Source organism: Nitrospirota bacterium (assembly GCA_030684575.1).
In the GTDB taxonomy this organism is placed as follows: Bacteria; Nitrospirota; Nitrospiria; order Nitrospirales; family Nitrospiraceae; genus Palsa-1315.
Map to the genome: position 1 here is coordinate 197,105 of JAUXVD010000021.1, position 21,898 is coordinate 219,002.

Sequence of the window (21,898 nt, forward strand, 5' to 3'; positions counted from 1 at the left end):
GCGAGACGGTCCTACGAACTACAACTCACCGAGAGATGTTTGCCCCAATTGGGAGGCGCCGCCGCGTAGGCCTCCATGCCAGGCTGATCATGATAGGGATTCTGCAACAGGATGAGCAGCCGGTCGATTTCAGAAAAGTCCTTCTGCTGCGCCTTCTCGATAGCGGTCTGGGCCAGATAGTTGCGGAGTATGTACTTGGGATTGACGCGGTGCATCCGGACGAGACGATCCTCGTCCCGACTCCCCTCTTCACGCAACCGGTCCTTGTACCGACTCGCCCATTGGTCGAAGGCGGCTCGATCCAGAAAGAAGTCACGAAGCGGCTCGTTCAACGAGGCGACTCCGCTCTGAAAGGAACCCAGCGTTCGAAACACGTTTGTGTAATCGACATGGTGCAGGTGCATGAGGGCCAGGAGGTCCTGGATCAACGAGGCATCCTCTTCCTTCGTCTCGATGAGCCCGAACTTGGCTCGCATCAGCTCCATGTAGCGGCCTTCGCAGAGAGGAGTATACCGATCCAGCGACGCTTTCAGGTCTTCCTTCTCCGCCAACGGGAGGAGCGCCTGCGCCAGACAACTCAGATTCCAGAGCCCGATATAGGGCTGTTGATTGAAGGCGTAGCGGCCGTTGTGGTCGGAATGGTTGCAGATGAAACCGGGGTCGTAGTCGTCGAGAAAGCCGAAGGGGCCATAGTCGAGCGTGAGACCCAGGATCGACATGTTGTCCGTATTCATGACCCCATGCGCCCAACCGACGGCCTGCCATTGCGCGATCAGCCTCGCCGTGCGCTCCACCAGTTCGGCAAAGAAACGGGCATACTTGTCGGTCGCCGCCGCGAGATGCGGATAATGCGTCGCGATCACATAGTCGGCCAGCAGCCTGAGCTGTTCATGTTGCTTTCGATAGTAGAGGATCTCGAACGAGCCGAATCGCACATGCGAAGGCGCCATACGAAGGACGATCGCGCCGGTCTCGACCTGTTCACGGTAGACCTTGTGGTCGCTGCCCACGATGCACAGCGCCCTCGTCGTGGGAATCCCCAAGCCATGCATCGCTTCGCTGCAGAGATATTCGCGGATGGTGGATCGCAACACGGCGCGCCCGTCGCCGTCGCGTGAAAAGGGCGTGGGGCCTGCGCCTTTGAGCTGCAAGTCCCATCGTTCACCTCGCCCGTTCTGAACCTCGCCCAGAAGAATGGCGCGCCCGTCGCCGAGCTGCGGCACATAGACTCCGAATTGATGGCCGGAATAGAGCATCGCTAACGGTTCCATCCCCGGAACCAGCATGCTCCCGCCAAACACGCCGGCAAATTCAGGCCGCTTCGCTTGCTCCGGGTCGAGATCGATCAACTCAGCCGCCGCTCGATTAAAACTGATGAGGTACGGCGGTTCCGAAAACGGCGTGGGGTTCAGCTTGGCGTAAAATGCCTCGGGCAGGCGGGCATAGGTATTATCGAACGACAATGTTTCCAACTGGTGTCTGATCATGGGTGGAGCATGGCAGGACTCGCTCGATATTTTCAAGCGAGGATAGGTCTCATCCAACAGAGAGGCGAATTGCTCGGAGTCGACGTCGAAGATCGACGCCTCGCCGGGATCGGTCTGTGTCAGGAGAGTGGAATCGACTCGCGAATCGGAGCCGGTGATAAATGGCGCGCGAGGAGCCTGGTTTTCAGACAGCCTGGTGACGAGTTGTTCCATCGTGCGGAACCCCTATCGATGGCCGTTCTGGACCTCGCGATCCACCGTAAACACAAAGACCCGTTCACTCAGCTGCACGTCGATGTCGGTAAAGAGCGCGAGTGTGTTGGCGCCGATGATCTCGCTCACTTGCTCACAGAGTTTGTCGCGGCCCTGCGCGACTAAATTCTCCCGCAATCGCCTCACCATATCGATGCCTTCCACCGTCTTGGCCAACTGCCGTTCGGCCGGCGTCAGCACCCCCTTGAGCCGGACCACGACCAGATCCCGCACGATGAATGCGCGCACCTCATCGGGGCCGCGTCCCATGAACTCCTGCTCGAACTGGATAACGGCGTTGCGAATCGCGTTTTCCACGTCATGCCCTCTTCTGATTCACGCTAGGGTCGCCCCTCGACGGTATTTACCGGCCGAGATGTTCCAAGTCCCGATCCACCGTGAACACGAAGACTTTCTCGCCGAGCTGGGCATCGATATCGGTAAAGATGGCCAGCACCTTGGCCCCCACTATTTTGCCCACCTGTTCGAGGAGCTGATCGCGGCCCTGGGCAATGAGGGCCTGTCGGATTCGTTTGACCATCTCCACGCCTTCGGCGGTCTTGGCCAATTGTCGCTCAGCCGGTGTCAGGACGCCTTTGAGTCGAACGGCGACGAGATCCCTCACGACGAACGCCTTCACTTCCTCCGGACCCCGCCCCATAAACTCTTGTTCAAATTTGATAATCGCCGTGCGAATCGCCGATTCGATTTCGCCTTTGGTCAGTCCTCTGTTCATCGCACGCCCCTTCCAACCAGATCCTAGATTGTAGCAGCCAAGTATAGAAGTCCCCCTTCAAAGGTCACAAGGGTAAAGCTGCGCCTCGTTGAGCCAACAGACATGATGCGTGGGTTCGAAGGCCTAAGCCGCTCAAGGAACATACCCGACAGCTTCACTTCTCCGAAACAGATCCTTGACATAGTGATTCGGTCTTCACTTCATCTGATGGCCTGCCCTGTCCGCCTCGCTCACAAAACAGGCAGGAAAAACAGACTCGGCCGGTCAGCGCCGCCCTTGTCTTCCGGAACCTGTTTGTCTAAAATGAGCCCCCTCACGCCGGTGAAGAGGAGTATAGGATGAAGGGTTTACGGTTCGAGCGTATCGGGACAAATCGTTACTATAATGTGGTGTTCCACATGGGGAGCAGCTACGTCCCCGTCAGTGACGAGACCGTGGAAGAGCTCAAGGCCCAGAGCCTCCTCCCCGTTGAACGGTTCCTCGACATCTTGGTCGACCGCGTGGGCTACTCCTCCTACCTCAAACATCAAATCCGCGCAGAGCTCAAATCGTCCGGCGATCCGGTGACGCAGATTACGGTTCTTCAAGGCGCCATCCGCGAATTGTAATCGGTTGCTGAAACAGGCGCCCAACTTCGTTCTCGTCTCGAAAAATCCTCAACGTACCCCTGAGGGTACGTCTCCGGTATTTTCTCGCCTGCGGCCTCGTTGACCACCTGTTTGAGCAACCGCACACTAACCGATAGTTCTTTGCGGCCTTGTTGGTGGAAATTTTGAGCCGCCGAACAAATCTCCGAAAGAGACGCCCGCCTTAGCTCAGATAGAGGCAGACCAACCAGACTTATTTCGGATTATTGATGTAGGTGTAGCCTAGCCGTTGCATGCAGTTCTTTTCGATGATCGGTCCCTTGAAGGGCTCATCGCTCTTGTTGCGTTGTGAGTCCAAATAGGCGGTTTTCTCGCAATGGGCAAAATCGTCCTGGGTTTCCAGATCCGTTCGCCCGGCCTGCTCCCAATGGCCCGAAGGGGCCGTGGCACAACCTGACAACATTCCAATCAGCATCGCGACATACATTGTCTTCATCATGCCTCCTCTTGTTGCGTTGTTATGACCAATGGGAGCCTCTGGGAATCATGCGCACTACTCTATCCCCACTAGGGATAGGGCGCAACTCCCGGCACCTGCATACCTTGATGCCAAGATGCGAACAGGGCATGATACGCGCCGGTGAGTGAACCGGGAGCTGACGATGAAACATCCTCTATTTTTGGTGTTGTTGCTGGTGGGATTGCTGGGGCCGTTCACCTCGGCATTCGGCGGCCCGCTTCGTGACCGGATCGAGGAACGACTTGAAAGCCGGCGCGCGGCTGCACAGGCCGAGGATACCAGAGAGCTAGACCTTGGCGAGCAATCGGCGACCGGCATGCGCCTCCCGGCTGACGCGCGGATCGAGCGCGACCTGCCCTATGGCACCGATCCGCAACAACGTCTGGATCTGTATATTCCCGCCCAGGCCAAGGCTGCGCCGATCATCTTCATGGTGCATGGCGGTGCCTGGATGATCGGCGACAAAGCAACGTCTGGCTTCGTCTCGAACAAGGTCGCGCATTGGCTGCCCAAGGGCTACATCCTCGTATCGTCGAACTACCGCATGTCCAAACGGCCCAACCCCCTCGAACAGGCTGACGACATCGCCCAAGCCCTGGCCTTCGTGCAGACCAAGGCCCCCTCCTGGGGAGGCGACCCAGCCAGGGTATTGTTATTGGGACATTCCGCCGGAGCGCATCTGGTCTCCCTGCTGGCTGCAGACCCTCGCATCGTGACCAGTAAAGGCGGCATACCCTGGCTCGGCACCATCGCACTCGACAGTGCCGCCTTCGACCTCGTCGAGCTCATGCAGCGAAAGCATCATGGATTTTATGATCGTGTGTTCGGCAAGGATAAAGCGTTTTGGACTGAGACATCACCCTACCACCGGCTGACTGTGGCCCCTGCGCCGATGTTGCTGGTCTGCTCGACCAAACGCAGCGATGCCTGTCCGCCAGCTCAAACATTTGCATCCAAAGCGACCGAACTAGGCGGGAAGATCACCGTGCTGCCGGTGGATATGAAACACGGCGAGCTGAATAAAGAGCTGGGTCTGCCCAGCGACTACACCAGAACTATCGAAAGTTTCATGCGTACACTCGACCTACCTTGATCAGCTGCCGAAAATTCACCATTCCCACCCTCCCAACCCCAGCGCGCCAAGACGCACTACTTCTATACCTCACTACCTTTACCCCTATTGCACTCATCGCAGAGTGTTCGGAGATTGTCGAGCAGTGTCTTGCCGCCCTGAAAAAACGGATTTATGTGGTCGATGTGCAATGAAATACCGACATGAGTAGCAGGACTTCGCCCACACAGAACACATTTATACCTGTCTCGGGTTAGAACACGATACCGAAGTTTCATCGGTATGTTTCGTTTTTCTTCGACTTGAATCTCGGACATGACTTTGGGCTTATGGGGTCTGTCTGCCTGTGTTTCTGACTCAGGTTTCATCCCTTCATTCTGGCGCGACACATTTTCGATGAATGCAGCGCAAGCATTAACCCAACCATTGAATCTTGTTTTATACGTCGTGTATGAATGTTTGGCCTCAACATTCTCCCACTCATCCTTGGATGGGCGATGTCCAAGTAGCCGCCAGACTCGGCCCAATTCTTCGAAGAGCTGCTCATTTGAAATTTGGGAACGGTCTTTCTTTATTTTCTTTAGGTTGAGACCAGCTGCATCAAGCGCCGCTTGCCACGCTCCAAAACGAGATATAACTACGCTGCCTTTACATTCGGTTGCCTTTTCATCGAACTCTCGCCGAGAAAAATGTCTATTGCCGTAAAGGTTGGCAACCCGACGTAGCTCGGTGATGATTTTCTCCGTCGGGTATTGATTGGCTCGGGGCCTTTCAAGCGTGTATCGCATTTCTCTTGTAGGCACAAAGGGCCTGAAGCTCCTTCTTCGACTGCGAGCATGGGGAAATGCTGCTCGGTCCCGCAGGCTGCTCAAAAAGGCCGTTCAGCAAGGCCGCAGCGAGTGAAGACCGGAGGCGTACCCATTAGGGTACGTTGAGGATCTGAACGACGCGAGAACGATGCTGACGGACTTTTTCAGCAGCCTGCTGCTAGTCGGCCATTTGGCCTTCCTGGAACAGCTGATTGAGAATCGCGTTTTTTCGTTCGGGATCTTTGTAGAATTTGAGCGCCTTGGCGAAATTGTCCAGCGCGCTCTCGCGCTTGCCCTTTTGGGAATAATATTCGGCGATGCCGTGGTAGGCCCGGGGGTCTTGGTCGTTGGCCTTGAGGGCGCGATTGAAGGCTTCGTAGGCGGCCTGCATATGTTGTCTGCCCAGCGCCATCCAGCCGATTGCCGCATGGGCCGGACCGAAGTTCGGATCGGCGACGAGGGCCGCGTCGTATTCTTTGAGTGCCAGATCCAGACGGCCCTTCGTTTCGTAATGGTTGCCCAGCGCGAAATGCACGGCTGCGTCATTGGGGTTCAGACGCAAGGCTTCTTTGTAGGACTGCAAGGCCGGCTCAAACTTGCCCTGCTCGGCGAGCGCGCAGGCGAGGTTGGCATGGGCCACCGCGTCGTTGGGATGGAGCTTGATCACTTCGCGATATTGAGGGATCGCCATCTCCAACCGGCCCTGTTCTTGATAGGCCACGCCCAGGTTGGTGCGCGCCGGCACATAGGAAGGATCCAGCCGCACGGCTTCGCGATATTCTTTGATAGCCATTTCGAGGTGGTCGGCCCGCTCATGAATCTGCGCGACAAAATAATGGGGATAGGCGGACTGTGGCGCGAGCTTGATCGATTCCTTATACGACGCGATCGACTGTTCGGATTGGCCTGACTGGGCCAGAAACAAACCCATCACGAGATGGGCGTTGGCCTGTTCCGACTGGCGCGCGACAAATCCTTCGATCCAGGCTTTGACCAGGGCGATGTCTTCCGGTTCTTGTAGGCATTTCTGGTGCGTTTCCCAGGCTTCGGCAAACTCCCCACGCAATAAATAGATCACGTTCAAGGCGAAATGGGGTCGCGGATCGCGCGTTGTGGCGGTGGCGGAATGGCGGGCCCAGGCCAATGCGGCGGACAGGGCCTGATCCCATTGGCCTTCGAGCAGGGTCGTTTCACATGATGTTTGGTAGTCGGTCATCAGGGTGATCGTCTGCCTTATCTGGTGAGGGTATCTTCAATATCCGGCGAGGTGGCCTGGATGCGATCCCCGAGTGCAGGATACCGCGCCGCGATTTTTTGTTTCATCAGCCAGGCGATGGTCCGGTACGACCAATGGCCCTTCACGCCGGATCGGAGCTTCGCGATATATTCGGCTTCAGCATAGTCCATCTTGAACAGGCACCGCACCTTGAAGCCGAACGGGGTGGCGTAGAGCGATCCCTCTGCGCTGGTCTTCTTGAGCTGCTCGATGTCCGAACGGACCGCATCCATCGCCTGGCGATATTCGTGATCCAATCCTGCCTGCACGAGCGGCGGCGGAACTTCATACCCATGCATGGTCGTGAAGTTCTGTTGGATCTGCTGGCAGCGCCGGTGCCGGTGCATGTCGCGCCAGCCGCCGATGTCCATCAGCACGTCGAACGTGAAGGCGTAACCGCTGCGGAATTCTTTGATGAGTTCGTCGTAGGGTCCTCGTGCACTCATCGCCACGTCGATCGTTTCCTGTTTCTGCTTCTCGGTCCAGCTACGGACGACCGCCAGGATGCTCCGATAGGGGGCATGCGACACACGGTAGAGCAAGGTGGTGACGATTTCGTCCAGGGGATCGTGGGACTCCACGAGTTCGACCGGCTCCTGCGCGCCCCAGGTCGATGGTTGATCCAATCCGGTCCCTTGGAGTGCCTCTTTCGCATAGCGGGCAAGGTCGAGGTAGACGGAGGCTTGATAGTCGTTCGGCTTGGCATGACGCGCCAGCGTCGGCGCCAGTGGTTCCTGTGCACCGGTCTGGCCGGACAACTCGCCCCACACATTCACGGGGGACCGCTGGCAGGCATCCTTGAGTTCGTCACCGATCGAACGCAATTCCGGCAGTTGCGACGACAAGAGTCTGGTGATTTGTTTTTCCAACGTTCTGATGCTGACGACTTGCCCGACGTTCGTCTTGGCCGCGAGGGGCAGGAGATACCGGGTCACGTCGAATGCGCGCGCGGCAATGGTCCGTTGGTAATCGGCTGGCTTCATCGACTCGGGGCGCGGCTCGCGCTCCGAAATAAATTGGGTCAAGGGTTGATGCAGGAGCCGATAGATCTCGGCGAGGCTACGGAGAATGCCATGGTAGGTGCCCTCCGTCTCGGACCCTCGGATGGAATCCGGCACGTACCATCCGCCGGACGCAAAGTTCTGATAGCGGCTCGATTTCGCCTGGCCGTCCCACAGAGGCTCGTCTTCGAGCCGGATCGCGGCGAGTTCGGAGATGTCCTCGAAGCAGATGATGACATGGCCCAAATCGGCGATCGAGGCATGGCCATAGTCGAAATAGAACTGGTCCCAGAATTTCTCAGAGGAATGGCCATGCACCCAACGGAGGCTGTCCTCGATGGTGTCGGACGAACGGCTATAACGGGCCAGCGCATAGGCGGACTTCTCCGGCGGCATGGGCGCCAGCGCGATGACTCGACGGGTCGGTTGATCGATGCTCATGAGACGTTCCCTGACACAAACATAGGCCGCGAACTATACGCCCGTGCGGCAGTCGGTGCAAGAAGGCGCGACGTCATTCGTGAAGCGTCTTTCGAGGTAAATCGTTTGCGCGGTCGATGGTCGCCGATTCAGACTCGGTTGACGCATGACGATTGACGTTTGATGCGCGCCCGGCTCGTTGACATGCCTAGAACCCGCCGTTATAGTCCCAAATCTTTCACGATAGTTGCTATCTATGGACACGATCAAGGGTATTAAGGGCGTCAAAGATATCCTTCCCGAGGAGACCCCCCGGTGGCGTTTCATCGAAGATGCCGCGCGGCGCTGGGCGCTGGCCTATGGATATCAAGAGATCCGGATCCCCATCTTCGAACTCACGGCGCTCTTCGCCCGCAGTATTGGCGCGGCCACGGACATCGTCGAAAAAGAGATGTATACCTTTCCTGACCGGGACGGGACGTCGCTAACATTGCGTCCGGAAGGCACAGCCGGAACGGTCCGCGCCTTCATCGAACATAATCGGGCGGCCGAGCCGCTTCCGCAAAAGTATTTTTATATCGGTCCGATGTTCCGCCATGAGCGACCCCAGGCAGGACGTCTCCGGCAGTTCCATCAATTCGGGGTGGAGTCGTTCGGCACAGCGGATCCTCGCGCCGATGTCGAGGCGATTGCGCTACTCTGGCGTTTGCTCTCGGATCTCGGCCTGCCGGACCTGACGTTGGAAATCAATAGTCTGGGAGGTACCGGCGACCGCGCCGCATACAAACCGATCTTGCTCGCCTTTCTCTCGCAGCACGAAGCCAGACTCTGTGCCAACTGCCGGCGCCGGATGGAGACAAACCCGTTACGCGTATTGGATTGCAAGATCCCGGACTGTCGAGCGGCGACTGAATCTGCGCCCAAGCTCACCGAACATCTTTCTCCAGAGGCCCGAGCCCATTTCGACCAGGTCCTGGCCGGTCTCACCGCCATCGGTGTGCCCTATCAATTGAATCCTCGTCTGGTACGGGGACTCGACTACTATTGTTTGACGAGTTTTGAAATTACTTCGACCCACTTAGGCGCTCAGAACGCGGTGGGTGCCGGAGGCCGCTACGATGGATTAGTGGAGACGTTAGGCGGTCCCTCTGTTCCCGCTATTGGGTTTGCGGTCGGGCTTGAGCGCGTATCGTTGATGCTTCCGGAGACTGCCTCGTCCTCGTTACATGAACTACTCTATTATGTCGCGGCTTTCGGTGAAGCGGGAACGAAGCTTGGCCTGGTGCTCCTGGACGAACTCCGTCGAATCGGACTGTCTGCTCAATGTGACTATCGTGCCGCTACCCTCAAAGCTCACCTTCGCCAAGCAGATCGATCGAAGTGCCGATATGCGATTCTCCTGGGCGACGATGAAGCCAGCCGCGGCGCGGTCATTCTCCGTAACCTTGAGACGAAGGCGCAAGAAGAACTTCCTCTCGCAGGCCTCGCCTCGCTCCTCCAATCCCGCAATCTTGCCGGATAGATATCCACATTTTCAGCCTTGACTTTGTGTGGAAAAACTCGTAGTCTCGCCCAGACGTTCATTCATAAGCAATTGATTGTATTGACCTCTTTAGTGGATTGCCATGGCGGATCGCAAACTGGGTCTCTTGTTATCCACAGCCCCTTCTCATCCTAGCGTTGAGACCGTCGTCCAACTGGCTCAGGCAGCTTTACGCCGGGGGGTCGAGGTCTATCTCTATCTCATCGATGAAGGGGTGAAGAGCGCGATCGATCCTCGTTATATCGGCTTGATCAATGCCGGGGTGAAGATGTCCGTCTGCGCCTATGGTTGCCAGCAACATGGCGTTCCCACGGCCTCGGTCGATTCGAGGGTCTCACTATCCGGGTTAGTCGTGTTGTCCGGAATTATCGATGGGTGCGATCGCTTTCTCGCATTTACGTAGCGGGTGTTTCTCACTGCCGTTGATGTTCTATGTCTAAACGAATCGCTGTCGTCATTTCAGAAGATCCTTGTGTGACCGCTCGTCCTGTTGAGGCCCTTCGTATTGCGTTGGGACTCTGTGCCGGAGATCATGAGACGACCGTCGTGCTCCTTGGGCAGGCTCCCAAGCTTCTGAGAGAGGATACAGATGAGATCATCGATGTCGATATCCTTGAAAAGTATCTTCCTTCGTTTAAACATCTCGCTGTCCCCTTTATCGTCGAGGCAGGGACGGCAATGGATACCTGGTCTGATAGTTTCTCCGTCACGACTCGTACAGCAGATGAAATTAGGCAGTTGATTCAAACCGTTGATAGAAGTCTCATTTTTTAGAGAATGTTGGTGTGTTATGGGTACGGCGCTCTATCTTCTTCGACAACAGCCAGCTGGTATCTCTGTATCGCTCTTTCACCCCAGCGATGCAGACATGGATATCCTGTTTGTCGAGCAGGCAATAACGACAGCCCCTTCTTCCGTGAAGGGATTGGCGGTATCAGTTGAGAAAGATGTTGTCGGCTCTTCATGTCCGACAATCACTTACGACGATCTTGTTGAGCGCATCTTCACATCGGAACATGTCATTGTGGTCTAGGTGGTGGTGCATTCTTCTCCGATGTTATGTGTGTCGTAATAAGAGTTCGTCGTAGGAGTAGGAGTAAGAGTAGGCTCTGTGGATATTGTGGACGGCGAGCAAGTTGTTGATTCGGTAGATTTTCTTGCGCGCGCTCTTTGTGGAGAGACTTGGGGATTGACTCTGAGTAACCCCTGCATGCACAGTCAGCAACCTGTGTCGACTTGAGTGCTCGCCTTTGGCTGGAATCGTCCGCGGGATGGAAAAATTCGAAACCTCGCAAGAAAACACTGCGAAGAACCAGGTTATCCACAGGTGTGAATAAGTCTGTGTATGAAGAATGATACAGAAACGATGACTCTGGTGAATGTATGGCAAGACGCCTTGGCTTGTATTCAAGGGAAAGTGCCAAAACAGGTCTACGATACCTGGTTTACGCCGATTCACCTCGAGCACATTGAAGACTCAACTGCGCAACTTGGCGTTCCCAATAAGTTTTTTGGTGATTGGCTGAGCCAGCACTATGGACCACTCCTGGCTGAGGCACTCTCGGCTGCCCGAGGCGGGGAAGAAACGGCGATCACCTTCTCCATCTTTCACAAACAGGTGGCAAAGCTGCCTGAAAATGGAACTACGCCGGCACCCACTCGTCAAAGTACCGCGACCAGGCCAAAGCGGGGGATCCAGCTTAACCCAAAATATACATTTAATAGTTTCGTCGTGGGTGCCGGGAACCAGTTTGCCCATGCCGCTTGTATGGCCGTCGCCGAACAGCCGGCCAAAGCCTACAATCCCTTGTTTATCTACGGCGATACCGGGCTGGGGAAAACCCACCTGTTGAATGCCATTGGAAACTATGTGGCGGAGCGGACCGATCTTCGCATTGCCTATTTGACGACCGAGCAGTTTACCAACGAGGTCATTAACTCCATTCGATACGACAAGATGATGGATCTGCGGAAGCGGTATCGTCACATCGATATGTTGATGATCGACGACATTCAATTCCTGGCGGGCAAGGAACGGACGCAGGAGGAATTCTTCCATACGTTCAATGCCCTCTACGAAGCGCACAAACAACTAGTTCTCTCAAGCGATCGTTTTCCGAAAGACATGCCAGATATCGAAGAACGGCTGCGGTCGCGCTTTGAATGGGGCCTGATCGCGGATCTTCAGCCGCCGGACGTGGAGACGCGTATTGCCATCTTGCGGAAGAAATCCGAGGACGATGGCGTGTCGTTGCCGGAAGATGTCGTACAGTTTCTCGCGACCACGATGAAGAGCAATATTCGTGAGCTGGAAGGTTCGCTGGTGCGCCTCGGCGCCTATGCGTCGCTCACCGGCCAAACGATTACGCTGGAGATGGCAAAGACCGTGCTCCGGGATCTGATCGGCACCAAGAAAAAGATCGTGTCGATGGACGATATTCAGGAAACAGTGGGCGCGCGCTTCCATGTGAAGATCTCCGACTTGAAGTCCCGTCGCCGGAGTAAAACGCTGGTCCATCCCAGGCAGATCGCCATGTATCTCTGTCGGGAACTCACGGACTCCTCCTATCCCGAGATCGGGCGGCAGTTCGGCGGCAAAGACCATACGACGATCATTCATGCCTGCAAACAGATCATTAAAGCCAAAGACCTCGACAGTACATTGAGCGCCACGTTGGACAGCTTGAAGGAACAGATTCTACGAGCATGAGCGGTTGGGTGAGGGAGAAGAGATTATGAAACTACGTATGGGACGAGTGGAACTCTTGACGGGCCTCCAGCGGGTTCAAGGTGTTGTCGAAAAGCGCAACACGATGCCGATCCTCTCGAACATTTTGATCGAGGCGAAGCAGGAGGGGGTGGAGATCGTCGCCACCGACCTCGAGATCGGCATGCGCGGGCTCTATAAAGCCACCGTCGAGAAGCCCGGAGGGGTCACGGTCTCCGCCCGGAAGCTCTATGAGATCATCAAGGAACTGAACGTCAACGATATCGATATCACCTCCGGTGACAATAACTGGACGACGATTCAGGCCGGCAAGAGCCAATTTAAGATTGTTGGTCTTCCCAGCACCGACTATCCCGCGTTGCCCACGATCGAACGGGAAGGGCTCATTCCCCTCGCCGGGGCCGGTTTCTTAGAGCTGATTCGCAAGACCCTCTTCGCGGCCGGCGACAATGACGCGCGGTACATCCTGAACGGGCTGTTGGTGACCCTCATCACGTCGGAGAAGAAAACGATCTTGCGTCTGGTCGGCACCGATGGACATCGGTTGGCGGTCGCCGAACAGGAAGTTGGCATGCCGGGGGCCAAGGGCGCTCCGCAAGAGATCAAAGCCATCATTCCGAAGAAAGCCGCGCATGAGATGCAGCGTCTTCTGGAAGAAGGCGGCGAAGGCGAGCCTTTGATCGGGTTCACCAAAAACCTCATGATCTTCCGGAAGAGCGGACTGCTGCTGACCTCGCGGCTGATGGAGGGGAATTACCCGAACTATCAGCAAGTGGTCCCAAAAGAGAGCGGCAGGAAGATCGGGGTCAACCGCAACGAGTTGGAAAGTGCGCTCCGGCGCGTCTCCGTCTTGTCGCGCGATAAGGCGAATGCGGTGAAGGTCTCGTTTGTCACCGGACAGATGACGCTGTTCTCCAGTAATCCAGATTTTGGAGAAGCGACCGAAGAGCTGGCGGCACAGTATGAGGGGGAAGCGTTGAACACGGGGTTCAATGCCCGCTACTTGTTGGATGTGCTCGGAGTCATGGACGGAGAGACGATTTCTCTGCAAATGGACAATCCGCTGAGCCCCTGTTTGATCCAGGAGTCAGACAGTCCCGGCTTCAAGTGCGTCGTGATGCCAATTAAAATTTGAGGCATGAGGCCAGGGGCATAAGGCTAGAGGAGAAAGTTTCTCTCAACCCCTTATCTCACGCCCCTCGCCTCACGCCTGTGAAACTAGGAGACTGATGGCCAGTAACGAGAACGAGACCACACCGAAATCCGAGAGTTACGGCGCGGACCAAATTAAAGTACTGGAAGGCCTGGATGCCGTGCGGAAGCGTCCGGCGATGTACATCGGCAGCACCGGTGCGGATGGCCTCCATCACCTCGTCTATGAAGTCGTCGACAACAGCGTCGATGAACATATGGCGGGATTCGGTGAGACGATCGAGGTGACGATCCATATCGATGGGAGCGTCACGGTCGTGGATAACGGCCGCGGCATTCCGACCGGGATGCATTCCACGCAAAAGAAGTCCGCAGCCGAAGTCGCGCTGACGGTGTTACATGCGGGCGGTAAATTCGAGCAAGGCGCCTACACGGTCTCCGGCGGGCTCCACGGCGTCGGGATTTCAGTGGTCAATGCCCTCTCTGAATGGCTGGAGTTGGAAATTTGGCAGGACGGCCAGGTGTTCGAGCAGCGCTATGAGCGAGGAAAACCGACCGCGCCGCTCAAGATGACGGGGAAAACGAAGCGCCGCGGCACGAAGGTCACCTACAAGTCCGACGGGCAGATATTCGAGGTGCTCGACCTCAGCTTCGACGTGCTGGCGCAGCGGCTGCGCGAACTCGCCTTCTTGAACAAGGGACTCGAGATCACGCTGAAGGATGGGCGGAAAGAGCCGATCAAAGAGCAAATCTTCAAGTATAAGGGCGGGATCGTCTCGTTCGTTGAACATCTGAACGAAGCGAAGATGCCGCTACATAAGCCGATCTACGTGCAGGTTGAGAAGCCGGAAATGGTGCTGGAGGTCGCGCTCCAATATAACGACAGCTACGCCGAGAACCTGTTTTCCTTTGCGAACAACATCAACACCAAGGAAGGCGGCACGCACTTGGTGGGCTTCAAGGCCGCGCTGACTCGCACGATCAATAGCTACGCGAGCGCCAACGACCTGCTCAAGAAAGATACCGAATCGCTGACCGGCGACGATGTCCGTGAAGGACTTACGGCCGTGGTCAGCGTCAAGGTCCGGAATCCGCAGTTCGAAGGCCAGACGAAATCCAAGTTGGGGAATAGTGAGGTGAAGGGCATCGTCGAGGCCGCGGTCAATGAAGCGCTCGGGAACTATTTTGAAGAGAATCCGACGGTGGCGCGCAAGGTCATCGGGAAAGCGATCGACGCGGCTCGTGCCCGTGAAGCGGCGCGCAAAGCGAAAGAACTCATCCGGCGCAAGAGTGCGTTGGATGGAGGTTCGCTGCCTGGAAAGCTGGCCGACTGTTCGGAGAAAGATCCGGCCTTGAGCGAGCTCTACATCGTCGAGGGAGATTCGGCCGGCGGTTCCGCGAAGCAGGGGCGCGACCGCAAGTTTCAGGCGATTCTGCCCCTCAAGGGTAAGATCCTCAACGTGGAGAAGGCGCGTTTCGACAAGATGCTCTCGAGCGACGAAATCCGGACGTTGATCATGGCGCTCGGCACCGGCATCGGTCGTAAGCGCGAAGAGAGTGAAAAGCCCGACAAAGATTCCTTCGATATCTCGAAGGCCCGGTACCATAAGATCATTCTCATGACCGACGCCGACGTCGACGGAAGCCACATCCGGACCCTGCTCCTGACGTTTTTCTTCCGGCAGATGCCGGAACTGCTCGAGCGAGGCTACATCTATATTGCGCAGCCGCCGCTCTTCAAAGTGAAGAAGGGCAAGACGGAGCGGTATCTCAAGGATGAACTGGCCTTGAACGAGCATTTGGCCGACATCGCCGTCGAGGATGTCGAAGTGTATGTGGAAGGGAGCCAAGGTTATGTCACGGGACGGCGGCTCCTGCCTATTCTCAAGAAGCTGATCGCCTTTGAGACCCTGCTGGGCCGGCTCAATAAGAAACCGCACGAGGCCAGTATGGTGCGGGCGTTTGTGGATGAACCGGGGCTGGATCGCGAGTTGCTCAAGAATCGCACGGCGCTCATGACCATTATCGCGAATGTGAAGAAAACGCTCCTGGTGGTCTACCCGAAGCTGACACCGGTGTTGGAGATCGTCGAGGACGAAGAACATCAATCGAACAAGATCACGTGCAAGCTGCTGGCCAACGGAGCCACTCATAGCTTCGATGTGACGCACGAGCTGGTCGGCTCCGCGGAATTCCGCGAGCTGCAGAAGCTCTCACCGTCGGCGATCGGCTTTGGCCGGGCGCCGTACAAGATCAAAACCGACGGGCAGGAACAGTTGCAGCCCGCGACGGTGGAGTTGGTGAAGGCGATCCTCGACAAGGGTAAACATGGGCTCAGCATCCAGCGCTACAAAGGTCTGGGCGAAATGAACCCGAACCAGCTCTGGGAAACGACGATGAACCCGGAAGTGCGGACGCTGTTGAAAGTTAAACTGGAAGATGTGCCGGGCGTCGACGAGATCTTCACGATTTTGATGGGCGATGAAGTCGAGCCCCGGCGAAACTTCATTCAGGCCCATGCGCTCGAGGTCAGAAATCTAGACATCTAAATTGGCTTGAGGCCAGCGGCAAGGGGCGAGAGATAGGGATCTGACCTCTCGCCTCGCACCACGCGCCTCTTGCCTTACAACGGAGTTGAGATGCCCCCTGATGAACGGTTAGGACAGATCGCCATTGAAGACGAGATGCGCTCGTCGTACCTGAGTTATGCGATGAGCGTCATCGTGGGCCGGGCGCTCCCCGACGTGCGCGACGGGCTCAAGCCGGTCCATCGCCGCATTCTCCATGGCATGAACGAAATGGGCCTGGCGTCGAACCGGGCCTATCGTAAGTCTGCCAAGATCGTCGGCGAAATCATGGGGAACTACCATCCCCACGGGGACAGTGCGATCTACGACACCCTCGTTCGCATGGCGCAACCCTTCAACATGCGGTACATGCTCGTGGACGGGCAGGGTAACTTTGGGTCGGTCGACGGCGATCCGCCGGCGGCCATGCGGTATACCGAAGCCCGCCTGACCAAGGTGGCCGAAGACATGCTCGCCGACATCGACAAGGATACGGTCGATTTCGGACCGAACTACGACGAGTCGCTGGTTGAACCGCTGGTCCTTCCTTCGAAAATCCCGAATCTTCTCGTCAACGGCGCCGGCGGCATTGCGGTGGGTTATTCCACCAACATTCCGACCCACAATGTCGGTGAAGTGATCGAAGCGCTGCTGCTGTTCTTGGAGAATCCTGAGATCACGATTCCTCAGCTCATGAAGAAGATTCCCGGTCCGGACTTCCCGACGGCCGGGTTTATCTACGGCACGGCCGGCATCAAGTCCGCCTACGAAAGCGGTCGGGGTCTGTTGACGCTGCGCGCAAAAGTGAAGGTCGAGACGGATGAACGCACGGATCGTGAACGGCTGATCGTCACGGAACTGCCCTATCAGGTCAATAAATCCAAGCTGATCGAAAAGATTGCCGAGTTGATCCGCGACGAACGGATCAAAGGGATTTCCGATCTGCGCGACGAGTCCGACCGGGACGGCATCCGCGTGGTCATCGAACTCAAGCGCGGAGAGATTCCGCTCATCACGTTGAACAATCTGTACAAGCTGACGCAACTTCAGACGACCTTCGGGGTCATCATGCTCGCGTTGGTCAATAACCGGCCCGAGGTCTTGAATCTCAAGCAGATCCTGCATCATTTCATCGAGCACCGGCGTGAAGTGGTGGTGCGTCGGACGGCCTTCGAGCTACGCAAGGCGGAAGAGCGGGCCCATATCCTCGAGGGCCTCAAGATTGCGCTCGACAACCTGGATGCGGTGATTGCCTTGATCCGACGGGCGTCATCGCCCGATGAAGCCCGCGTGGGCTTGATGCGTGAATTTACGCTGACCGAAATCCAGTCGAATGCAATCCTAGAGATGCGGCTCCAGCGTCTCACGCAATTGGAACGCAACAAGCTCATCGAAGAATATAAAGAAGTCTTGAAGCAGATCGAGCGACTCAAGTCGATCTTGAGCAGCGAAACGCTGGTGCGGACGATCATCAAGGATGAGCTCATCGAAGTGCGGGAAGCCTATAAGGACGAGCGCCGCACCCAGATCGTGAAAGAAGAAGCGGAGATCACCCTGGAAGACATGATCGCGAACGAAGAGGTGGTCGTCACGATCTCACATGCCGGCTATATCAAGCGTAATCCGGTCACCCTCTATCGTGCACAGCGGCGCGGCGGCAAGGGCAAAATCGGGATGGGGGTCAAGGAAGAGGACTTTGTCGTCACCCTGTTCACGGCCTCCACGCATGAGTCGCTCCTGTTCTTCACGGATGCCGGGAAGGTCTATTGGCTGAAAGTGCATGAGATTCCGGATGCAGGGCGGGCCGCGAAGGGCAAAGCCCTCGTGAACCTCTTGGCGCTGACCGGCGATGAGAAGGTGACGGCGACGGTGCCGGTCAAGGAGTTCCGCGACGACCGGTTCGTCGTCATGGCGACCAAGCAGGGCATCATCAAGAAGACGGAACTGGCGGCCTACGGGAATCCCCGCCTGGGTGGCATCATCGCGCTGTCGTTGGATAAGGGAGATCGCCTCATCAGTGTGCATGTCACCGACGGCCAACGGGAGATCTTGTTGGGTACGAAGAAGGGCATCACGATTCGATTCAAAGAAGACGACGTCCGTCCGATGGGACGCACGGCGCATGGCGTGCGCGGCATTGCGCTGGAGGAAGGCAACGAAGTCATCGGCATGGAAACCATCACGCCGGACTCCACCACCCAGATCCTCACGGTCACGGAGGGCGGTTACGGGAAGCGTACACCGGTGAATGAGTATCGCATCCAGGGACGCGGGGGGAAGGGCATCATCAGCGTAAAGACCAATGAGCGCAACGGACTGGCCGTCGGGTTCCTGCAAGTCCGGGATGGCGATGAAATCATGCTGATGGCCGCTCACGGCAAGGTGCTCCGGTGCAAGGTGGATGAGTTCCGCGAGATCGGCCGGAATACGCAGGGCGTTCGAATCCTCGATCTCGATGGTGAGGGCGACCGGGTTGTGGCGGTCGCGCGATTGGCGGAAGCGGTCGAAGTGCTGCCTGAAGAGGGTGGCGCGTAAAAGGTCGCGCGGCGATATCTTCTTTGTTATGCACGAACAGGATGTTTCTTCAACGACCCCTTCCGGACCTCAGCCGAAGAAGCCACTGGATACGGTCGTCAAGATGGCCCTGGGTGTGTTCGTCGGGTCGTTTGTCCTGATCTGGGGCGGGATGTATCTGAGCCGTCCCGATCGTTCGATCCCTCCTTTTAGCATCGGGTCGCAAGAAGAGACGTCCGTTGCGATTCATGTCCCCTCGTGGACGAGCGATCAGGAAATTGAAACGCTGATCGAGCGCTTCCGCAAAGTCGGCCGCGAATCGAGAAATTTCGGGTCACTCAAAGTGAGACCGACGACGCCGGACGATCCGACCAACCGCTACCGCCGACTCACCCTCTATGTGTTTTCCCTCGATGCCTGGGCTGATCCGATGATGCTGCACAAGTTTTTGACCGGTGAAGATCGTGATGTGCGTGACGGGTTTCGAAAATCCTTACGGGGGCTGTACCAGATTACTGAGTCGGACGAAGAAGGGCGGATCGGTCCCATGCTGGATGGTCCTGAGACTCCGGCGACGAAGGTCTATGCCCACCAGCTTTTCAAAGGTCCGCTCACCGTGCCGTTGGTCCAGGCGGTCGAGCCAGTGCCTGCGCCATGAGTTGTGCCAGGTGATTGCGGAGCTCCGGGTCTTGAATCGTGGTCACATGTTCCGAGATCTCTGCGAGTAACGCGTCACTCGGGGGGAGGGCCGGCGCGAGATGCACCTCGGGCAACGCAGCAGCACGGTTGGCTTTCGGCAACGATCCTACCCGCAAGACAATGTCCGTAATGAGTTCAGAACCAACGACTCTGTTAAGCTTTTCGATGAGCGTCGGTTTCAGGAACGTAAGTTGGTGCAGCCAGACGCTGTTGTGGACTAAGAGGTAGAGTTTCTTGTATCGAATCTGATCGGGCCAGGTATTCGAGGCCATGGGTTCCCCGACGATCGAGACCCAATTCCGCCGTAAGCGGCTTTCGAGCAGCATGGCGTCGAATCCAAGACGGCGAGCCAGTGCTTCGAGGACGCTGAATACTGAATCGTTGGAGCTGAGTCCGCCCATGGAGCCATCATAGCAAAATCGGTTGGGGCAATCAGTAGCCGGCTCCCGGTTATATTCGGATGGTCCTTTCCTGGTATTCTAGAGCGAATGTTGTCCGCACGTATATTGTGGCCATGAAAGTCTGACGACTGATGGGGAAAGAGAGAGAGAGCTTCGAACGGCCGGTGGTCACGAACCGTAAGGCGTACCACGACTACTTCATTGAAGAGAAGTTCGAGGCGGGTATCATGCTCCAGGGCACGGAGGTCAAGTCTCTCCGTGAGGGGCGCGTGAACCTGTCAGATAGTTATGCCAGCGTGAAAGAAGGACAGATCTTTCTTCACCATTGCCACATCAGTCCGTACAGCCACGGCAACCTTTCGAATCATGAACCGCTCCGTACCAGGAAACTCCTGCTCCATCGCAAGGAGATCAATAAACTCCTCGTCAAGACGCAGCAGCAGGGGCTGACGATCATCCCGCTCCGCATCTATTTCTCTAAGCGTGGCCTGGCCAAAGTCGAACTCGGCTTGGCGAAAGGCAAAAAACAGCATGACCGCCGGGAGTCCGACAAGACGCGTGAAGCCAGCCGTGAAGTGGAGCGGGCGATGAAAGGGTCGCGGCACGATTAATTCGCACCGGTCCGTTTCCTGCCATCTCGTCCGAACCGATTGATCCCACTCACATTTTTGCAAATAAACCAGGGAGTGAATTTTCTCTCTTGACATTGTCCTAGTTAGGACTAATATAATCGACATGTCGGACGGTGCAATGTTCGGCGATGGGACGGAGCGGTGAGGCCATTCAAGGGGGTGCGTGATGCGGCAATTATTTTACACAGACAATAACTGGGTAGGTCTTATTCTCCGTGTGACGCTCGGACTGGTGATATTCCCGCACGGAGCCCAGAAGTTGTTGGGTTGGTATGGCGGGTTCGGATTCGCCGGAACCATGGGATTCTTCACGGAGACCATGCATTTGCCCTGGATCGTTGCTTTTTTGGTGATCGTGGGAGAGTCCTTCGGCAGTATCGCTCTGTTGCTCGGGCTGTTGACGCGCTTCACGGCGGCAAGTTTCATCGTGATCATGCTTGGCGCCATCACCACCTCGCATCTCCCGAACGGCTTCTTCATGAATTGGTTCGGGAAACAGGCCGGCGAAGGATACGAGTACCATCTTCTGGTCATTGGGATCGCGGCGGCATTGCTGGTCACAGGCGCAGGCCGGTGGTCTGCGGACCGTATCATGACTGAGAAGTTATAACGGTTGCCGGGTAAAGGAGGCTCCACCATGTTCGTTGTTGTCGGTGCCACCGGGAATACGGGATCAGCGGTTGTCGAGACCTTGCTCAATCGGAAGCAGCCGGTACGAATCGTGGTGCGCTCGCCTGAGAAGGCTGTGTCTTGGAGCGCGAAGGGGGTGGAGGTTGCGGTCGCCTCGTTGGAGGATGTGCCGGCGATGACGAAAGCCTTGGAAGGCGCGTCGGGTCTCTATCTGCTGGTTCCTCCAAACTATGGGGCAACGGCCTGGCTCTCTGAGCAACGGCAACGTATGGATCAGGCCGCACAAGCTGTGAAGGCCAGCGGGATCACGCACGTCGTCTTCTTGTCGTCAATCGGCGCCCACATGGCGAAAGGCACGGGGCCCATCCAGGCCGTTCGTTATGGCGAGCAGGCGCTCGGGGCTGTGACCAAGCATCTGACGACCCTGCGTCCCTGCTCTTTCATGGTGAACTGGGCACCGGGAATCGGCATGGCCAAGGGTCAAGGTATCCTGCCCACCTTTATTGCGCCGACGGCGAAGGTGCCGATGGTCTCGACCAAAGACATCGGTCGTGTGGGCGCGGAGCAGTTGATGGCAGGGGGAAAGGGCCGGCAGGTCATCGAACTGGCGGGGCCGGAAGAGTACAGCCCCAATGATGTAGCCGTCGCACTGGGGAAGATTCTTGGGAAACCAGTCTCGGTTCAGCATGCGCCGCTTAGCGCAGTGGTGCCGACGTTCACGTCGTTCGGCTTCTCCACGGAAGCGGCAACCTTATTCGAAGAGATGTACGCAGGATTCGCCAAGGGTGCGATCGGGTACGAACACCCTGAGCAGTTTGTGCGGGGCATGGTGACCCTTGCCGAAGCGTTGCGAGGGATGGCGTAAGATAAGG

The 21,898-nt window shown here is 56.8% G+C and carries 22 protein-coding genes; 14 read left to right on the forward strand and 8 right to left on the reverse strand.

Annotation, left to right across the window (positions count from 1 at the left end; all coding sequences use genetic code 11):
* Positions 1 to 11 precede the first annotated feature (11 nt).
* The 3 genes from Q8N00_16195 to Q8N00_16205 form a co-directional block, all read right to left on the reverse strand.
* Positions 12 to 1,487: a YdiU family protein gene (locus Q8N00_16195; protein ID MDP2384333.1), complete on the reverse strand. Its 1,476-nt coding sequence runs from the start codon at positions 1,485 to 1,487 to the stop codon at positions 12 to 14.
* Between the two features lie 225 nt (positions 1,488 to 1,712).
* Positions 1,713 to 2,057: a DUF2294 domain-containing protein gene (locus Q8N00_16200; GenBank protein MDP2384334.1), complete on the reverse strand. Its 345-nt coding sequence runs from the start codon at positions 2,055 to 2,057 to the stop codon at positions 1,713 to 1,715.
* A 46-nt stretch (positions 2,058 to 2,103) separates the two neighbouring features.
* Complete coding sequence (locus Q8N00_16205; GenBank protein MDP2384335.1) at positions 2,104 to 2,475, reverse strand: DUF2294 domain-containing protein; 372 nt, start codon at positions 2,473 to 2,475, stop codon at positions 2,104 to 2,106.
* A gap of 338 nt (positions 2,476 to 2,813) precedes the next feature.
* Here Q8N00_16205 and Q8N00_16210 point away from each other — a divergent pair, with 338 nt between their 5' ends.
* Positions 2,814 to 3,083 carry a hypothetical protein gene (locus Q8N00_16210; protein MDP2384336.1) on the forward strand — a complete coding sequence of 90 codons (270 nt, stop codon included), beginning with the start codon at positions 2,814 to 2,816 and terminating at the stop codon, positions 3,081 to 3,083.
* Between the two features lie 232 nt (positions 3,084 to 3,315).
* Here Q8N00_16210 and Q8N00_16215 read toward each other — a convergent pair whose 3' ends face one another.
* Positions 3,316 to 3,561, reverse strand: a complete 246-nt coding sequence (locus tag Q8N00_16215) for a hypothetical protein (GenBank protein ID MDP2384337.1) — start codon at positions 3,559 to 3,561, stop codon at positions 3,316 to 3,318.
* Positions 3,562 to 3,724: 163 nt separating this feature from the next.
* Between Q8N00_16215 and Q8N00_16220 the strand changes: the two genes are divergently transcribed.
* Positions 3,725 to 4,675: an alpha/beta hydrolase gene (locus Q8N00_16220; protein MDP2384338.1), complete on the forward strand. Its 951-nt coding sequence runs from the start codon at positions 3,725 to 3,727 to the stop codon at positions 4,673 to 4,675.
* A gap of 62 nt (positions 4,676 to 4,737) precedes the next feature.
* On the opposite strand, the gene Q8N00_16225 is transcribed toward Q8N00_16220, so the two are convergent.
* The 3 genes from Q8N00_16225 to Q8N00_16235 form a co-directional block, all read right to left on the reverse strand.
* Positions 4,738 to 5,457, reverse strand: coding sequence for an HNH endonuclease (locus tag Q8N00_16225; GenBank protein MDP2384339.1), 720 nt, complete (start codon positions 5,455 to 5,457; stop codon positions 4,738 to 4,740).
* Between the two features lie 184 nt (positions 5,458 to 5,641).
* Entirely contained in the window at positions 5,642 to 6,679 is a 1,038-nt protein-coding gene (locus tag Q8N00_16230; GenBank protein ID MDP2384340.1) for a tetratricopeptide repeat protein, read from the reverse strand.
* A gap of 17 nt (positions 6,680 to 6,696) precedes the next feature.
* The gene (locus tag Q8N00_16235; protein MDP2384341.1) at positions 6,697 to 8,181 is read right to left on the reverse strand and encodes an FAD-dependent thymidylate synthase; all 1,485 of its coding nucleotides are present in this window, start codon (positions 8,179 to 8,181) and stop codon (positions 6,697 to 6,699) included.
* Positions 8,182 to 8,416: 235 nt separating this feature from the next.
* Here Q8N00_16235 and hisS point away from each other — a divergent pair, with 235 nt between their 5' ends.
* The 9 genes from hisS (at position 8,417) to Q8N00_16280 (ending at position 19,322) form a co-directional block, all read left to right on the forward strand.
* A complete protein-coding gene (hisS, locus tag Q8N00_16240; GenBank protein ID MDP2384342.1) occupies positions 8,417 to 9,682 on the forward strand; it encodes a histidine--tRNA ligase in 1,266 nt (421 codons plus the stop codon).
* Positions 9,683 to 9,785: 103 nt separating this feature from the next.
* Positions 9,786 to 10,106, forward strand: coding sequence for a DsrE family protein (locus Q8N00_16245; protein MDP2384343.1), 321 nt, complete (start codon positions 9,786 to 9,788; stop codon positions 10,104 to 10,106).
* A 29-nt stretch (positions 10,107 to 10,135) separates the two neighbouring features.
* Positions 10,136 to 10,477 carry a hypothetical protein gene (locus Q8N00_16250; GenBank protein MDP2384344.1) on the forward strand — a complete coding sequence of 114 codons (342 nt, stop codon included), beginning with the start codon at positions 10,136 to 10,138 and terminating at the stop codon, positions 10,475 to 10,477.
* A gap of 16 nt (positions 10,478 to 10,493) precedes the next feature.
* Complete coding sequence (locus Q8N00_16255; protein ID MDP2384345.1) at positions 10,494 to 10,736, forward strand: hypothetical protein; 243 nt, start codon at positions 10,494 to 10,496, stop codon at positions 10,734 to 10,736.
* 312 nt (positions 10,737 to 11,048) lie between these two features.
* Entirely contained in the window at positions 11,049 to 12,413 is a 1,365-nt protein-coding gene (dnaA, locus tag Q8N00_16260; GenBank protein ID MDP2384346.1) for a chromosomal replication initiator protein DnaA, read from the forward strand.
* 25 nt (positions 12,414 to 12,438) lie between these two features.
* Positions 12,439 to 13,566 (forward strand): DNA polymerase III subunit beta, encoded by a 1,128-nt coding sequence (gene dnaN / locus Q8N00_16265; GenBank protein ID MDP2384347.1) that lies wholly within the window; start codon positions 12,439 to 12,441, stop codon positions 13,564 to 13,566.
* A 94-nt stretch (positions 13,567 to 13,660) separates the two neighbouring features.
* Complete coding sequence (gyrB, locus tag Q8N00_16270) at positions 13,661 to 16,132, forward strand: DNA topoisomerase (ATP-hydrolyzing) subunit B (GenBank protein ID MDP2384348.1); 2,472 nt, start codon at positions 13,661 to 13,663, stop codon at positions 16,130 to 16,132.
* 90 nt (positions 16,133 to 16,222) lie between these two features.
* A complete protein-coding gene (gene gyrA / locus Q8N00_16275; GenBank protein ID MDP2384349.1) occupies positions 16,223 to 18,685 on the forward strand; it encodes a DNA gyrase subunit A in 2,463 nt (820 codons plus the stop codon).
* 28 nt (positions 18,686 to 18,713) lie between these two features.
* Positions 18,714 to 19,322, forward strand: coding sequence for a hypothetical protein (locus Q8N00_16280; GenBank protein MDP2384350.1), 609 nt, complete (start codon positions 18,714 to 18,716; stop codon positions 19,320 to 19,322).
* Here Q8N00_16280 and Q8N00_16285 read toward each other — a convergent pair.
* A complete protein-coding gene (locus tag Q8N00_16285; protein MDP2384351.1) occupies positions 19,276 to 19,764 on the reverse strand; it encodes a DUF721 domain-containing protein in 489 nt (162 codons plus the stop codon). The genes Q8N00_16280 and Q8N00_16285 overlap by 47 nt on opposite strands.
* Before the next feature lie 131 nt (positions 19,765 to 19,895).
* Between Q8N00_16285 and smpB the strand changes: the two genes are divergently transcribed.
* The 3 genes from smpB to Q8N00_16300 all read left to right on the forward strand — a co-directional run bounded on the left by smpB (position 19,896) and on the right by Q8N00_16300 (position 21,891).
* A complete protein-coding gene (gene smpB / locus Q8N00_16290; GenBank protein MDP2384352.1) occupies positions 19,896 to 20,375 on the forward strand; it encodes an SsrA-binding protein SmpB in 480 nt (159 codons plus the stop codon).
* 187 nt (positions 20,376 to 20,562) lie between these two features.
* Positions 20,563 to 21,006 carry a DoxX family protein gene (locus Q8N00_16295; GenBank protein ID MDP2384353.1) on the forward strand — a complete coding sequence of 148 codons (444 nt, stop codon included), beginning with the start codon at positions 20,563 to 20,565 and terminating at the stop codon, positions 21,004 to 21,006.
* A gap of 27 nt (positions 21,007 to 21,033) precedes the next feature.
* Complete coding sequence (locus Q8N00_16300) at positions 21,034 to 21,891, forward strand: NAD(P)H-binding protein (GenBank protein MDP2384354.1); 858 nt, start codon at positions 21,034 to 21,036, stop codon at positions 21,889 to 21,891.
* Positions 21,892 to 21,898 lie beyond the last annotated feature (7 nt).

Excerpts from the sequence above, each read along its gene's own strand:
- Q8N00_16195 (MDP2384333.1), bottom strand. The coding sequence starts at position 1,487 with ATGATCAGACACCAGTTGGAAACATTGTCGTTCGATAATACCTATGCC.
- Q8N00_16205 (MDP2384335.1), bottom strand. The coding sequence starts at position 2,475 with ATGAACAGAGGACTGACCAAAGGCGAAATCGAATCGGCGATTCGCACG.
- Q8N00_16210 (MDP2384336.1), top strand. The coding sequence starts at position 2,814 with ATGAAGGGTTTACGGTTCGAGCGTATCGGGACAAATCGTTACTATAAT.
- Q8N00_16215 (MDP2384337.1), bottom strand. The coding sequence starts at position 3,561 with ATGATGAAGACAATGTATGTCGCGATGCTGATTGGAATGTTGTCAGGT.
- Q8N00_16220 (MDP2384338.1), top strand. The coding sequence starts at position 3,725 with ATGAAACATCCTCTATTTTTGGTGTTGTTGCTGGTGGGATTGCTGGGG.
- Q8N00_16230 (MDP2384340.1), bottom strand. The coding sequence starts at position 6,679 with ATGACCGACTACCAAACATCATGTGAAACGACCCTGCTCGAAGGCCAA.
- Q8N00_16235 (MDP2384341.1), bottom strand. The coding sequence starts at position 8,181 with ATGAGCATCGATCAACCGACCCGTCGAGTCATCGCGCTGGCGCCCATG.
- hisS (MDP2384342.1), top strand. The coding sequence starts at position 8,417 with ATGGACACGATCAAGGGTATTAAGGGCGTCAAAGATATCCTTCCCGAG.
- Q8N00_16245 (MDP2384343.1), top strand. The coding sequence starts at position 9,786 with ATGGCGGATCGCAAACTGGGTCTCTTGTTATCCACAGCCCCTTCTCAT.
- Q8N00_16250 (MDP2384344.1), top strand. The coding sequence starts at position 10,136 with ATGTCTAAACGAATCGCTGTCGTCATTTCAGAAGATCCTTGTGTGACC.
- Q8N00_16255 (MDP2384345.1), top strand. The coding sequence starts at position 10,494 with ATGGGTACGGCGCTCTATCTTCTTCGACAACAGCCAGCTGGTATCTCT.
- dnaA (MDP2384346.1), top strand. The coding sequence starts at position 11,049 with ATGAAGAATGATACAGAAACGATGACTCTGGTGAATGTATGGCAAGAC.
- dnaN (MDP2384347.1), top strand. The coding sequence starts at position 12,439 with ATGAAACTACGTATGGGACGAGTGGAACTCTTGACGGGCCTCCAGCGG.
- gyrB (MDP2384348.1), top strand. The coding sequence starts at position 13,661 with ATGGCCAGTAACGAGAACGAGACCACACCGAAATCCGAGAGTTACGGC.
- gyrA (MDP2384349.1), top strand. The coding sequence starts at position 16,223 with ATGCCCCCTGATGAACGGTTAGGACAGATCGCCATTGAAGACGAGATG.
- Q8N00_16280 (MDP2384350.1), top strand. The coding sequence starts at position 18,714 with ATGCACGAACAGGATGTTTCTTCAACGACCCCTTCCGGACCTCAGCCG.
- Q8N00_16285 (MDP2384351.1), bottom strand. The coding sequence starts at position 19,764 with ATGGGCGGACTCAGCTCCAACGATTCAGTATTCAGCGTCCTCGAAGCA.
- smpB (MDP2384352.1), top strand. The coding sequence starts at position 19,896 with ATGGGGAAAGAGAGAGAGAGCTTCGAACGGCCGGTGGTCACGAACCGT.
- Q8N00_16295 (MDP2384353.1), top strand. The coding sequence starts at position 20,563 with ATGCGGCAATTATTTTACACAGACAATAACTGGGTAGGTCTTATTCTC.
- Q8N00_16300 (MDP2384354.1), top strand. The coding sequence starts at position 21,034 with ATGTTCGTTGTTGTCGGTGCCACCGGGAATACGGGATCAGCGGTTGTC.